Consider the following 13,118-nt stretch of genomic DNA (forward strand, 5'->3'; position numbering starts at 1 on the left):
CCATCGCATCGACCTCGGCATGTCGGTCGGGGACGTTACCTCACGCATGCCCGGTGGTGACACGAGTACGGCATTCGTACGGCGAGGAGAGGGACGCGTCGAACGTCTCAGCTGCCCGGGTCGGCGAAAACACCTCCCGCGGTGAAGACCCGTCCGGCGAACCGCTCGCCCATGCGCAGGTGCGTGGCCGCGTCCGGGTGGAGCCGGTCGGGCAGCGGCAGTTCGGCGGCGTCGGGTTCGCCGTACAGGTCGCGGCCGTCGAGGTAGTGCAGGTTCGGATCGCCGGCCGACCGCTGGGCCACGATGCGTTCCAGCTCGTCCCGGATGACGCCCAGGGTCAGCTTTCCGTCGGCGCGCTCGGCCGGGTCGCCCATGGCGTGGAACTGGAGCCGCCCGTCGCTCAGGGTGCGGAAGTCCAGGACGGTCGGGCCGGGCGTGTCCTCGTGCATGGGGCACAGGATGGGCGAGACGACCAGCAGCGGTGCGTCGGGGTGGCCTTCGCGGACGGTGTCGAGGAAGCCGTGGACTGCGGGCGTGAAGGCGCGCAGCCGCATCAGGTCGGTGTTGACGAGGTTGATGCCGATCTTGACGCTGATCAGGTCGGCGGGCGTGTCGCGCAGGGTGCGGGCGGTGAACGGGTCGAGCAGAGCGCTGCCGCCCAGCCCCAGGTTGATCAGTTCCACGCCGCCGAGGGAGGCGGCGAGTGCGGGCCAGGTTGCGGTCGGGCCCGCCGCGTCGGAGCCGTGACTGATCGAACTGCCGTGGTGCAGCCACACCTTGCGGCCGCTCGGCGGGGCGGGCTCGACGGGGGCGTCGGTGCGCAGGGCGACCAGTTCGGTGGTCTCGTCGTGCGGAAGCCAGATCTCCACGTCCTTGTCCCCGCCGGGCAGGCCGGTGAAGCGCAGGGTGCCCGCAGGGCCGGGGCGCAGGTCGGCGGTGCCGGCCGTCATGTCGACGGTCACGACGTCGCCGCCCGTGACGCTGCCGCGGTCCGCCCGACGGCCGTCGACGAGGAGCTCGTACACGCCGTCGGGACGGGGCGGGGCGCCGACGTAGTGGCGCTTGGTGGGCACCGCGTCCAGCTCGATGGCGGTCGCACGGGTGCGGAAGGCCAGCCGTACGCCCGAGGGTTGCGACTCGGCCATCGCCAGCTGCGGATCGGTGCACTGGGCTCGGGCCCAGGGCGGCAGCCGGTGCGGCAGCAATCCGCGTTCGGTGTGCTCCACGTCGAGGGCGCCGCGCAGCAGCGCCGCGGTGATGGGCGTAGTGATCCAGTCGTATGTGGTACGCATGTCCTCCTGCCTCGTGTTCAAGGGGCGGTGTTCCCGGGCCAGTTGTGCAGCAGGGCGTCGAGAGCGTCCAGGATGCGTCTCCAGCTCTCCTCGGAATCGGGGGCGCTGTGGCTGAAGCCGCCGCTCGCCTCGAGGCTGACGTAGCCGTGGAAGACGCTGCCCAGCAGCCGTACCGCGTGTGTCTGGTCCGGTTCGGCCAGGTCGTAGCCGCGCAGGATCGCGCGGGTCATCTGGGCGTGCCTGACGCCCGCACTGGCTGCCGCGGTCTCGGGATCGAGCCTCATCCTGGCCGCGACCGCACGCCCGGGATGTTCCCGGGCGTAGTCGCGGTAGGCGTCGGCGTAGGCGGTCAGGGCGTCCTTGCCGGCCCGGCCCGCGAGGGCGTCCGCGGCGCGCCCGGCGAGCTCCTCCAGGGCGAACAGGGCGATCCGGGTCTTGAGGTCCTGGGAACTCTTCACATGCGAGTACAGGCTCGCCACCTTGACGTCGAAACGCCGGGCGACCTCCGAGACGGTCACCTGCTCGAAGCCGACCTCGTCCGCCAGCTCGGCACCCGCCCGCACGACCCGTTCCGTGGTCAGCCCTGCGCGCACCACAACCTCCTTCTCCGATTCCATACTCCATTAAGACTTTGCCTAAACCATTTAGGCAATTTAGCATGGGCCTATGGAACCACTGACCGAACGCGAGATCCGCGCAGCCTTCATCAACTGCACCAAGGGCGAGGCCAAGCGCCTGTCCGTCCCGCGCGACCTCGCCGACCAGCCCTGGGACGACCTGGACTACCTCGGCTGGCGCGACCCGCAGGCGCCGGACCGCGCCTACCTCGTGACCGCCGGCGGCGACGGCCGCCCGAAGGCCATCGCGCTGCGCGGCTCGGCCTCCACCGTCGGGCAGCAGCGGCGCAGCATGTGCTCGATGTGCCTGACCACCCACTCCGGCGGCGTCTCCCTGATGGTCGCGCCGAAAGCGGGCAAGGCCGGCCAGCAGGGCAACTCGGTGGGCGTCTACATCTGCAGCGATCTCGCCTGCTCGCTGTACGTGCGGGGCAAGCGGGACGCGGGCGTCGGGGCGCGTCTGCACGAGACGATCAGCCTGGAGGACAAGATCCGGCGCACGATGACGAACATCGACGCGTTCGTCGCCAAGGTCGGGACGGCATAAGCTCGGCGGATGGCGAAGTACTTCGACGTTCACCCCGACAACCCCCAGCCTCGTGCCATCTCCCAGATCGCGCAGAGCATCCGCGCGGACGCCCTCATCGCGTACCCCACGGACTCCTGTTACGCACTGGGCTGCCGGCTCGGGAGCCGGGACGGCATCGATCGCATCCGGTCCATCCGCCAGCTCGACAACCGGCACCACTTCACCCTCGTGTGCCAGGACTTCGCGCAGCTCGGGCAGTTCGTGCGGGTCGACAACGACGTGTTCCGCGCGATCAAGGCCTCGACGCCCGGCAGTTACACCTTCATCCTGCCGGCGACGAAGGAGGTGCCGCGCATGCTGCAGCACCCCAAGAAGAAGACGGTCGGCGTCCGCATCCCCGACCACGTGGTCACCCAGGCCCTGCTCGCCGAGCTCGGCGAGCCGCTGCTGTCCAGCACGCTGCTCCTGCCCGACGAGGAGGAGCCGATGACCCAGGGCTGGGAGATCAAGGATCGCCTCGACCACGTGCTGGACGCGGTGGTGGACTCCGGGGACTGCGGCACCGAGCCGACGACGGTCATCGACTTCTCCGACGGAGAGGCCAAGATCGTACGGCGCGGGGCCGGGGACGTCACGCGCTTCGAATGAGCGGTTCCGGTCGGGGCAGGGGTCTCGGCGTACCGATGTGTGGCACGTGCAACGATGACCGTGTCCGGACCGTCGGGCCCGCAGAAGTCGCTTCGCCGCGCAGTGCGCAGAGAGGTGGTCCCCCATGACCTCCGTCCAGGGAACAGCCGTTGACATCACCACCGCGGACGGCGTCGCCGACGCCTATCTCGCACATCCCGCCGACGGCCTCCCCCACCCCGCCGTACTGCTCTACCAGGACGCCTTCGGACTGCGTCCGCACCTGAAGTCCATGGCCGACCGGCTGGCCGGGGCCGGTTACACGGTCCTGGTGCCGAACGTCTTCTACCGGAACGGCCGCACGCCCGTCTTCGACCTGCCGGAGTTCATCGACCCCTCGGAGCGGCCGCAGATCTGGGAGCAGGTCGCCCCGGTGATGCAGTCACTCACCCCCGACCTCGCCATGCGGGACGCCGGCACGTATCTCCAGTGGCTGGCGGACTCACCGCTCACCGCCGACGGGCCGGTCGCCCTGGCCGGCTACTGCATGGGTGCGCGGCTGGCCCTGTTCACCGCCGGCACCTACCCGGACCGGGTCGCCGCCGCGGCCGGCTTCCACGGCGGCCGGCTCGCGACGGACGCGCCGGACAGCCCTCACCTGGTGGCGAAGGACGTCACCGCCGAGTTGTACTTCGGACACGCCGACCAGGACGGCTCCATGCCGCCCGAGCAGCAGCAGCTCCTGGAGGAGACCCTCACGGCGGCGGGCGTGCGGCACCGCTGCGAGGTCTACCCCGGCGCGCACCACGGGTACACGCAGGCGGACACGGCCGCGTACGACAAGGAGGCCGACGAGCGGCACTGGGCGGCTCTGCTCGACCTCCTGAGCAGGACCTTCCCGGCCTCCTGACCAGGGTTCGTGACAAGTCGGCTTCGGCGCCCGCGGGTTGAACCCCGCGGGCGTCCTCGTTTCCCACAGGTCCCACTTGTTGACATGCACGCACCCCGGTGCCAGGTTGAGAGCGCTCTCAAAACGAGGTACGGACCAATTCCCCTCGAGTGACCCCACACACGGAGGTGGAGCGTGCACCACAAGTCAACTCGCCGTCTGCTGGCCCCCACAGCCGCAGCCGCACTGATCGCCGCGGTGATCGCGATCCAGTCGCCGTCGTCCGCCAAGGCGGCGGTGCCCGACACGATCCCCCTGAAGGTGACCAACAACTCCGGCCGCAGCGACGCGGTTTACGTCTACACCATCGGCACACTGCTCTCGACGGGGCAGCAGGGCTGGGCGGACGCGAACGGCACCTTCCACGCGTGGCCGGCCGGCGGGAACCCGCCCACGGACGCACCGGACGCCTCCATCGCGGGGCCCGGCGCTGGGCAGTCGAAGACGATCCAGATCCCCAAGTTCTCCGGTCGCATCTACTTCTCGTACGGGCAGAAGCTCGTGTTCAAACTGACCACCGGCGGTCTGGTGCAGCCCGCCGTGCAGAACCCGAGCGACCCGAACCACGACATCCTCTTCAACTGGTCCGAGTACACGCTCAACGACTCCGGCCTGTGGCTCAACAGCACGCAGGTCGACATGTTCTCCGCGCCCTACGCGGTGGGCGTGCAGGGATCGGGCGGGAGCACGGCCACCACCGGGCACCTCAAGTCGGGCGGCTACAACGGCGTCCTGAACGACCTGCGCGGCAAGTCCGGCTGGTCCAAGCTGATCGAGACCCGGTCGGACGGGACGGTGCTTCGGGCGCTCGCGCCGGGACACGGGCTGGAGTCCGGCGCGCTGCCGGCGTCCGTGATGGACGACTACATCAACCGCGTCTGGCAGAAGTACGCGTCGTCGACCCTGACGGTGACGCCGTTCGGCGACCAGCCGGACACCAAGTACTACGGCAAGGTCTCCGGTGACGTCATGAACTTCACCGACGGCTCCGGCAAGGTGGTCACCACCTTCCAGAAGCCGGACGCGGACAGCGTCTTCGGCTGCCACAAGCAGCTCGACGCGCCCAACGACCAGGTACGCGGCCCGATTTCGCGCACCCTGTGCGCCGGCTTCAACCGCACCACGCTGCTCACCAACCCGAACCAGCCGGACTCGTCCGCCACGGACTTCTACAAGGACTCGGTGACCAACGAGTACGCCCGGGCGATCCACGACCGGATGGCCGACGGAAAGGCCTACGCGTTCGCCTTCGACGACGTCGGCAACCACGAGTCCCTCGTCCACGACGGCAACCCGCAGGAGGCGGACCTGACCCTCGACCCGTTCAACTGACGCCGACGGCCTCACCCCGCGCACTGCGGGGTGAGGCCGTTCTGCGCGCGGGTGCGGTCAGCTGGTCGTCAGTGCCGTGTCGTCGACGACGAAGCTGGTCTGCAGGGAGGAGTCCTCGGCACCGCTGAACTTCACGGTGACGGTGGACCCTGCGAGCGAGGACAGGTCGAAGGACTTCTGGGCGTACCCGGAGGCGGCGTTGACGTTGGAGTACGTCGCCAGGGTCTTCGATCCGGCGGTGACCGTCAGCTTGTCGTAGGCGGTGCTGCCGGTCTCCGACGTGTCGATGTGCAGGTAGAAGGTGAGCGTCGCCTTGCAGCCGGTGGGTACGGTCACCGACTGGGACAGGGTGTCGGTGTGGGTGCTGCCGTAGCCGTCCATCCAGGCCTTGTAGGAACCGCCGTGCGCGGCCTCACCGGTGTCGTTGGTGATGACCCCGCTGGACGCGGTCCAGGTGGTGTTGCCCGACTCGAAGCCGGGGTTGCCGAGCAGCTGGGCCGAGGTGCAGGTGCCGCCGCCCGAGGAACTGACCGTCCAGGTGAAGGAGGCGGTGCCGGTGGCGCCGGTGCTGTCGGTCACCGTGACGGTGGTGCTGTAGGTGCCGGCCGTCGTCGGCGTACCGGAGATGACGCCGGTGGAGCTGTTGATCGACAGGCCGGTGGGCAGTCCGCTCGCGGCGTACGTCAGTGAGCCGCTGTTGGTGCTGCTGGCCGAGATCTGCAGGCTCGCCGCCGTGCCGACGGTGGAGGACTGGCTGCCCGGGTTGGTGACCGTGACGCCCGACGACGGCGGGGTGATGTGGCTGCCGACGTTGATGCCGGCGAAGGCGTTGCCGACCCCGGCGTACTGCGTGGAGTTGGTCCCGTACAGCGCGGCGGCGGCGTTCAGGGCGGCGGTGCGGGCTCCGGCGTAGTTGGTGCTGGACGTCATGTACGTCGTCAGCGCCTTGTACCAGATCTGCAGGGCCGCGGCCCGCCCGATGCCGGTGACGGCCACGCCGTCGGAGGTCGGGCTGTTGTAGGTCACGCCGTTGATGGTCTTCGTGCCGCTGCCCTCGGAGAGCAGGTAGAACATGTGGTTCGCCGGGCCCGAGGAGTAGTGCACGTCGAGGTTGCCGACGCCGGAGTACCAACTGTCCGCGGAGCCGCCGTCCTTGCTCGGCTTGTCCATGTAACGCAGCGGTGAGCCGTCGCCGTTGATGTCGATCTTCTCGCCGATGAGGTAGTCACCGACGTCACTGCTGTTGTTGGCGTAGAACTCCACGCCGGTGCCGAAGATGTCGGAGGTCGCCTCGTTCAACCCACCTGACTCACCGGTGTAGTCGAGCCCCGCCGTGTTCGAGGTGACGCCGTGGCTCATCTCGTGCCCGGCCACGTCCAGCGAGGTCAGCGCGTGGGTGTTCGCGGAGCCGTCGCCGTAGGTCATGCAGAAGCAGCTGTCGTCCCAGAAGGCGTTGACGTAGCCGCTGCTGTAGTGGACGCGGGAGTAGGCCGCGGCGCCGTCGTTCTTGATGCCGCTGCGCCCGAAGGTGTTCTTGTAGAAGTCCCAGGTCTCCTGCGCGCCGTAGGCGGCATCCGCGCCCGCGGTCTGCGTGTTGGAGCCCGAGCCGGTGCCCCAGACGTCGTCGGAGTCCGTCATCAGGGTGCCGGTGCCCGAGGTGCCGCCGTTGAGGCTGTATGTCTTGTGGCCGCCGCGCGTGGTGTCGTAGAGCTGGTACGTCGACCCGGACAGCGTGGTGTTCAGCGTGACGGTGCCGCTGTACTGGGTGTTGCCCGTGCCCGTCTTGATGTCCTGGAACCGGCCGAGTTCCTTGCCGGTGACGGCGTCGGTGACGACGTGCAGCCGGCTGGGTGTGCCGTCGTCCTGCAGGCCGCCGACCACCGTCTCCCAGGCGAGCTTCGGGGTGCCGGTGCCCGCCCAGATCACCTTGCGGGCGCTGTCGGCGGTGGGCCGCTCGGCGTGGAGTGCCTTGGCGGTCTTGAGGGCCTTGCCCTGGGCGGCCGACTCGCTGAAGGTCGCGGTGGTGGAGGCGACCTTGATGGTGCGCTTGCTGTTGAAGGTCGTGCTCACCGTGCCCTTGGCCAGGGAGGCGGGCGGCGTGTGCACCACGAGGTCGCCGCCGAGGACGGGGAGACCGGCGTAGGTGCGCTCGTAACGGGTGTGCACGGTGCCGTCGTTGTCCTTGACGACGTCCTTGACGACCAGCTTCTCCTTGGCACCGAGACCTATCGTGCGGGCGGTCGCCGAGGTCTTGTCCTGCGCACTCTTGATCAGCGCGCTGTGCTGCGCCGGACTCAGCTTGGTCTCCAGGCCACCGGTACGCAGGGGGCTGGGGTGGGGAGCGGCAGACTGAGCGCTCGCCGGAACCGACTGGATGCCGACGGCGAGAAGAGCCGCGGTGGAGGCCAGGGCTCCGAGCGCGGTGCGCTTGCGGGGGATGCGTCTCACTCGTTCTCCTACTGCTGCGGCCGCGTGGGGCGGCCATGACAGACCGGGCAGACGGGTGTACTGACCGGGACGAGACGGGCTGTGCGGGACGGACCGTCACTGCGTGAAGAGAAGAACGTGGGGGGTGGTACGGCAGTTGAAGGGAGAATGACAGCGTTGACCAGGGCATGTCAGCAGCGTGTAAGCAATCTAGGGTCGCGCCGAGGGCACTCTAGGGTTATCCCTCTGTGCGGTGTGCGGCCGTAGCGCCTCAAGTGGGCCTGTATGCAGAGGAATTGACGGCCCACCTGGACATTCCCTGCCGGGGCGGCCCGGGAGCAGGGGACAGCTCGTGCGCTTCCGCTCGCCTACGAACGCGGCGAACGCGGCCGGTGGTGCTGATGCAGATATTCCAGCGCGTCGAGGACCACGGTGCGCAGGTACCAGGAGCGCCAGGCCGCGATCTCGGTCGTCAGGGTGTCGAGCGAGTGCCGCTGTTCGCTCGTGAGCCGGACTCCCGGCTTTCCCCAGTGCAGGGTCAGGGTGCCGGCGCAGTGCCCGTCGGTGGTGATGAGCGGGGTGCTGTGGACGGCTTGAGTTCCTGCGGTGAGGAGGGCGTGGCCCGCCGGATGGGCCGCCAGGCCGGGGTCCGCGGCGACGTCGGGGACGGTGACGGACTCGCACTGCCGCTGCGCCCGGGCGCACACCACGGGCGGCTCGGTGACCAGGGTGACCTGGTCCCGGTAGGCGGCGCCGAGTCCGTGGTGGTGATCGAGGAAGAGCGCGTCGTCCTGTGCCGCGTCGGTGAAGTGCACCTCGGCCCCGTCCGCGTCGGACAGGGCGATCGCCTCGTGCACTGCGGCGGCGAGCACCTCCCTCCGGTCGAGGACATCACCGCCGTACGCACGCAGAAACGCGCCGGCGGGCGGCGGGACATGCGTGGCGCGTCCCGGGAACCACTCCTCGGCCGTCCCGGGCGGCGGGGCCGTGACAACGGCGGAGGCGAGCTCGCGCACGGGCACGTCGAGTTGCCGGGACGCCGTCCGGAGCAGGGTCAGAGCCGCGGCGGGACCTGGCAGGTCGTAGCGGGCCATGAGCATGCCCTGCGCGATGCCGATCAGGCCGTTGGTCCGGGCCGCGGCCCGCAGGCAGGACAACTCTTCCCGCATGTTGTCGGCCTGGTCGGGCGCGTGCCCCGGCGGCGGGGTTCCCGGCGAGGTCTCCGGTGCGGGCGGCAGGGGCAGGGAGGCCAGCGCGTCGGCGAGGGTCTCGTGCAGGCGGATGCCGGCGAGGTGCGCCTGTTCCAGCACCCCGCGGACCGAGGGCCTGGCGGCAACCACCAGTACCGGCTCGTGGACGAGATGATCCGTGGCCCGCTGGATGGTGCGGCGGGCCGCCGCGCTGACCAGTTCCACGCCGGCCAGGTCCAGCACGAGCCGCTGCCCCTGCCGGGCGACCCGGCCCATGTGCTGCTCCAGCTCCAGCGCGAGATCGGCGCAGGTGTCGGCGCCCAGCGGGCCCGACAGGCAGACCACCGCCACCTGGTCGGTGGTCGGCTGCACCGTCAGGGGGATACGGCTCGTCATCGTGCCACGCTCCACGGTCCGGTCGAACGCATGCGTCGTGCGAGGCGCCGGTCCCGGAAACGTCTTCGGACACGTCGACCGGCGTGGCCGCCGCCTGACCGTGCGCACACCCTCGCTCCGAAATCGTGGTGGAAGCAACCGGGCATCCGGCGTGATCGACGCGATACAGCAGAAACGATCCACCCGTCCGGCTGCCTGCGAGCGGCGCGAGGTCAGCTCTGGCAGGCGCATCCGGAGGCACGCTTGGCCTCGCCGGTGGTCAGGGACGGATCGGTCGCCTGCTCGGCCGGGGTGCAGCACCCGGTGACGCCGCAGCAGGAGTCGTCCGCCGCGGTCGTCACGGTGGCCTTCGGGTCGGCACCGGCGGTGGGCTCCGTGGCAGCGGTGGGCTTCACCGCACGGACGACGGCGGAGTGCATCCCGTCGGCGACGGCGTGGGTCGGCGTGATCTCGATGTCCGTGAAGCCGGCGGCCGCCAGGTGGGCGCGGTACTCGGCGAAGGACAGCGCGCCGGCGATGCAGCCGACGTAGTCGCCGCGCTCGGCCCGCTGTTCGGCGGTGAGGACGTCGTCGGCGACCACGTCGGATACGCCCATCCGGCCGCCGGGCCTGAGCACGCGGAAGGTCTCGGCGAACACGGCCGGCTTGTCCGTGGACAGGTTGATCACGCAGTTGGAGATGACGACGTCGATCGTGTTCGCGGGCAGCGGGACGGCTTCGATGGCGCCCTTGAGGAACTCCACGTTCGTCGCACCGGCCTTCGCCGCGTTGGCCAGGGCCAGGGCGAGCATCTCGTCGGTCATGTCCAGTCCGTACGCCTTGCCCGTCGGGCCCACGCGGCGGGCGGACAGCAGCACGTCGATCCCACCGCCCGAGCCGAGGTCCAGCACCCGCTCGCCCTCGCGCAACTCGGCGACGGCGGTGGGGTTGCCGCAGCCGAGCGAGGCGGCGACGGCCGCCGCGGGCAGCGCCTCGCGCTCGTCCGCGGTGTACAGGTTCGAGCCGAGGTTGCCGTCGACCTCGACCGGCTCGGGCCCGCAGCATGCGGTGGCGCCCTCGGTGACCTTCACGGCGGCCGCCGCGTACCGCAGTCGGACGGCTTCACGCAGGTCGGTGGACTGATCGCTCATGACGCACTCCCGGATGAAGGGACCCAGCGGGCTCCGGAACGGGGCCAGGGGCCCCGGAACGGCCTGTATCGATGTTCTTTGATACAACCTTGCGCCTTGAATCGACTGATGTCAACATAGAAGAATGTCGAATCAAGAGCCTGAGGTGATCGTCCAGATCGGCCAGGACGCCACCTGCTGCCCGGGCCTGTCCGCCTCACCGCTGGACGAGGACCGGGCGGCCGGCCTGGCCAAGGTGTTCAAGGTGCTGGGCGACCCGGTCCGGTTGCGCCTGCTGTCGATGATCGCCTCACGCGGGGAGGGCGGCGAGGTCTGCGTCTGCGAGCTGACGCCGGCCTTCGACGTGTCCCAGCCGACCATCTCCCACCACCTCAAGCTGCTGCGGCAGGCCGGTCTCATCGACTGCGAGCGGCGCGGGACCTGGGTCTACTACTGGGTGCTGCCCGGCGCCCTCGATGGGCTCGCCGGGTTCCTGACCACCCCGCGCACCGCGGGAACGCACGCGTGAGCCTCCCCTCCCTCGGCCGCCGCGCTCCGGACACCCTGCCTCTTCGGACCCACCGTGGGCGTCGGCGATGTCGCTCGGGCGCGATGGTTCAACCTTCGCGGCGTGAGCGCCGGGTCATGTCGTCAGGTGGGCGAGCAAAGCGGTGCGCAGGGCGTAAGGGTCCTCGACCGCCAGGTGACCGGCGGTGACGGTACGCAGGACGGCGTCGGGGATCCCGGCCGCGAGTTCCCGAGAGTGGACCAATGGCGTCGCGGTGTCCCGGGTGCCGCCGACCACGAGCGTGGGAGCGGTGATACGGCTGAGGTCGCGGCGTAGGTCGTACGTGGCCAGTGCGTCGCAGCAGGCCGCGTAGCCGGACGGGTCGGCGGCCGCGAGGTCTTTGAGCAGCGCCGTTCCGAGAGGTTCCGCTGCCGTGTGTGGGTCGGCGAACCAGCGGTCCGGCATGGCGGTGAGCAACGCGACGGTCCCCTCCCGCCTTACGAGAGCGGCGCGTTGGAGCCAGGGCTCCGCCGTGCCGAAGTACGGCGACGCGCAGACGAGCGCGAGGGAGGTGAGCCGTCTCGGGTGGTGCACCGCAAGATGCGCCCCGATGGCACCGCCGAGCGAGATACCCGCGTAGTGGAAGCGGTCCGTGCCGTGGTGGTCGACGAGGTCGAGGACCAGTTGCGCCAGGTCGTCCACGGTCGTACGGGCAGGCTCGGTGGTCGGCAGCACCGCGCTCGGCGAATCGCCGTGCCCCGGAAGGTCGAAGCACAGCACGCGGAACTCCGCGGCGAGTACGGCTACATGCGGTTCCCATACCTTGGTCGACGTGCCCAGCGATGGGCCCAGCACGAGCAGAGGCGCATCGGCCGGGCCCAGTAGGCGGTGGTGGAGCAGGCGTTGGCCGGACGGCATGACGGCTCCTCCGTCAGCGTTCGAGGACGAGGGCGAGGCCCTGTCCGACGCCGATGCACAAGGTGGCGACGCCGGTGCCGGAGCCGCGGCGGGCGAGTTGGTGGGCGACGGTGCCGGCGAGCCGGGCGCCCGACGCGCCCAGCGGATGCCCCAGCGCGATCGCCCCGCCCTGCGGGTTCAGGATCGCCGGGTCGAACTCCGGCCACTCCGCCACACAGCCCAGCACCTGCGCGGCGAACGCCTCGTTGAGTTCGAGGACGTCCAGCTCGGCGAAGGACCGGCCGGCCTTGGCCAGCGCCCGGTTGACCGCCTCGACCGGCGCCAGACCGAAGTAGTCGGGGTCCAGGGCGTTCACGCCACTCGCACCGATCCGGGCCAGCGGCTCCCGGCCACAGGCCTTCAGACCGTCCTCGTCGGCCAGCAGCAGGGCTGCCGCGCCGTCGTTGAGCGGCGAGGCATTCCCGGCCGTCACCGTGCCGTCGTCCGTGCGGAAGGACGGCTTGAGCCGGGCCATGGCCGGCAGCGAGGCATCCGCGCGCACACACTCATCGGCGGCGAACACCACCGGCTCACCCCTGCGCTGCGGCACCGGGACGGGCGCCAACTCGGGCTCGAACAGACCCCGTTCCTGGGCGGCGGCGGCCTTGCGGTGACTGTGCAGGGCGAACTCGTCCTGCTGCTCCCGGCTGATCTTGTGCCGGTCCGCGATCAACTCCGCGCTCTCGCCGAGCGGGATGGTCCACCGCGGGTCCATCTGCGGGTTGACCATCCGCCAGCCCAGCGTGGTCGAGTACAACTCCGCATGCCCGGCCGGGAACGCCCGCTCGTTCTTGGGCAGCACATAGGGGGCCCGGGTCATCGACTCCACCCCGCCCGCCACCGCGATCGAGGCATCCCCGGCAGCGATCGCCCGGGCAGCCTGAATGACCGCCTCCAGACCCGACGCGCACAGCCGGTTGACCGTCACCCCCGGCACGCTGGTGGGCAGCCCCGCCAGCAGCGCGGCCATGCGCGCCACGTTACGGTTCTCCTCCCCCGCCCCGTTGGCGTTGCCGACATACACGTCCTCAATGAGGGACGGATCCAACTGCGGGCTACGGGACAGGAGTTCACGGATCGCGTGCGCGGCCAGATCATCCGGGCGCACCGTGGCGAGGCCGCCGTTGTAGCGGCCGAACGGGGTCCGCACCGCATCGACGACGTACACATCCCTCATGCGGTTGC

12 protein-coding genes are annotated in these 13,118 nt (G+C 70.3%); 5 read left to right on the top strand and 7 right to left on the bottom strand.

From position 1 onward, the window contains the following. Positions 1-107 precede the first annotated feature (107 nt). Positions 108-1,292 (bottom strand): GDSL-type esterase/lipase family protein, encoded by a 1,185-nt coding sequence (locus ACIBN2_RS29925; RefSeq protein ID WP_399138906.1) that lies wholly within the window; start codon positions 1,290-1,292, stop codon positions 108-110. Between the two features lie 17 nt (positions 1,293-1,309). Further along, entirely contained in the window at positions 1,310-1,888 is a 579-nt protein-coding gene (locus ACIBN2_RS29930; protein WP_399138997.1) for a TetR/AcrR family transcriptional regulator, read from the bottom strand. Positions 1,889-1,958: 70 nt separating this feature from the next. Here ACIBN2_RS29930 and ACIBN2_RS29935 point away from each other — a divergent pair, with 70 nt between their 5' ends. From ACIBN2_RS29935 to ACIBN2_RS29950, 4 genes are all read left to right on the top strand, one after another. After that, positions 1,959-2,456: an FBP domain-containing protein gene (locus tag ACIBN2_RS29935; RefSeq protein WP_399138908.1), complete on the top strand. Its 498-nt coding sequence runs from the start codon at positions 1,959-1,961 to the stop codon at positions 2,454-2,456. A gap of 9 nt (positions 2,457-2,465) precedes the next feature. Beyond that, entirely contained in the window at positions 2,466-3,086 is a 621-nt protein-coding gene (locus tag ACIBN2_RS29940; protein WP_399138910.1) for an L-threonylcarbamoyladenylate synthase, read from the top strand. Between the two features lie 124 nt (positions 3,087-3,210). Continuing rightward, complete coding sequence (locus ACIBN2_RS29945) at positions 3,211-3,975, top strand: dienelactone hydrolase family protein (protein ID WP_399138911.1); 765 nt, start codon at positions 3,211-3,213, stop codon at positions 3,973-3,975. A gap of 174 nt (positions 3,976-4,149) precedes the next feature. After that, positions 4,150-5,346 (top strand): glycoside hydrolase family 64 protein, encoded by a 1,197-nt coding sequence (locus ACIBN2_RS29950; protein WP_399138913.1) that lies wholly within the window; start codon positions 4,150-4,152, stop codon positions 5,344-5,346. A 57-nt stretch (positions 5,347-5,403) separates the two neighbouring features. Here the strand turns inward: ACIBN2_RS29950 and ACIBN2_RS29955 are convergent, their stop codons facing one another. The 3 genes from ACIBN2_RS29955 to arsM all read right to left on the bottom strand — a co-directional run bounded on the left by ACIBN2_RS29955 (position 5,404) and on the right by arsM (position 10,489). After that, the gene (locus ACIBN2_RS29955) at positions 5,404-7,794 is read right to left on the bottom strand and encodes a M4 family metallopeptidase (RefSeq protein ID WP_399138914.1); all 2,391 of its coding nucleotides are present in this window, start codon (positions 7,792-7,794) and stop codon (positions 5,404-5,406) included. Between the two features lie 347 nt (positions 7,795-8,141). Continuing rightward, positions 8,142-9,359, bottom strand: a complete 1,218-nt coding sequence (locus ACIBN2_RS29960) for a GAF domain-containing protein (RefSeq protein ID WP_399138916.1) — start codon at positions 9,357-9,359, stop codon at positions 8,142-8,144. A 212-nt stretch (positions 9,360-9,571) separates the two neighbouring features. Further along, positions 9,572-10,489 (bottom strand): arsenite methyltransferase, encoded by a 918-nt coding sequence (gene arsM / locus ACIBN2_RS29965; protein ID WP_399138918.1) that lies wholly within the window; start codon positions 10,487-10,489, stop codon positions 9,572-9,574. A gap of 124 nt (positions 10,490-10,613) precedes the next feature. On the opposite strand from arsM, the gene ACIBN2_RS29970 reads away from it, so the two are divergent. Next, positions 10,614-10,997 (top strand): ArsR/SmtB family transcription factor, encoded by a 384-nt coding sequence (locus tag ACIBN2_RS29970; protein WP_399138919.1) that lies wholly within the window; start codon positions 10,614-10,616, stop codon positions 10,995-10,997. A 114-nt stretch (positions 10,998-11,111) separates the two neighbouring features. Here the strand turns inward: ACIBN2_RS29970 and ACIBN2_RS29975 are convergent, their stop codons facing one another. Together ACIBN2_RS29975 and ACIBN2_RS29980 are read right to left on the bottom strand one after the other, a co-directional pair. Then, positions 11,112-11,894: an alpha/beta fold hydrolase gene (locus tag ACIBN2_RS29975; protein WP_399138921.1), complete on the bottom strand. Its 783-nt coding sequence runs from the start codon at positions 11,892-11,894 to the stop codon at positions 11,112-11,114. Between the two features lie 13 nt (positions 11,895-11,907). After that, a complete protein-coding gene (locus ACIBN2_RS29980; protein ID WP_399138999.1) occupies positions 11,908-13,110 on the bottom strand; it encodes a thiolase family protein in 1,203 nt (400 codons plus the stop codon). Positions 13,111-13,118: the final 8 nt, after the last annotated feature.

Source organism: Streptomyces sp. NPDC050534, from assembly GCF_044457745.1.
Lineage (GTDB): Bacteria > Actinomycetota > Actinomycetes > Streptomycetales > Streptomycetaceae > Streptomyces.

Excerpts from the sequence above, each read along its gene's own strand:
- ACIBN2_RS29970 (WP_399138919.1), top strand. The coding sequence starts at position 10,614 with ATGTCGAATCAAGAGCCTGAGGTGATCGTCCAGATCGGCCAGGACGCC.
- ACIBN2_RS29960 (WP_399138916.1), bottom strand. The coding sequence starts at position 9,359 with ATGACGAGCCGTATCCCCCTGACGGTGCAGCCGACCACCGACCAGGTG.
- ACIBN2_RS29925 (WP_399138906.1), bottom strand. The coding sequence starts at position 1,292 with ATGCGTACCACATACGACTGGATCACTACGCCCATCACCGCGGCGCTG.
- ACIBN2_RS29940 (WP_399138910.1), top strand. The coding sequence starts at position 2,466 with ATGGCGAAGTACTTCGACGTTCACCCCGACAACCCCCAGCCTCGTGCC.
- ACIBN2_RS29980 (WP_399138999.1), bottom strand. The coding sequence starts at position 13,110 with ATGAGGGATGTGTACGTCGTCGATGCGGTGCGGACCCCGTTCGGCCGC.
- ACIBN2_RS29945 (WP_399138911.1), top strand. The coding sequence starts at position 3,211 with ATGACCTCCGTCCAGGGAACAGCCGTTGACATCACCACCGCGGACGGC.
- arsM (WP_399138918.1), bottom strand. The coding sequence starts at position 10,489 with ATGAGCGATCAGTCCACCGACCTGCGTGAAGCCGTCCGACTGCGGTAC.
- ACIBN2_RS29935 (WP_399138908.1), top strand. The coding sequence starts at position 1,959 with ATGGAACCACTGACCGAACGCGAGATCCGCGCAGCCTTCATCAACTGC.
- ACIBN2_RS29975 (WP_399138921.1), bottom strand. The coding sequence starts at position 11,894 with ATGCCGTCCGGCCAACGCCTGCTCCACCACCGCCTACTGGGCCCGGCC.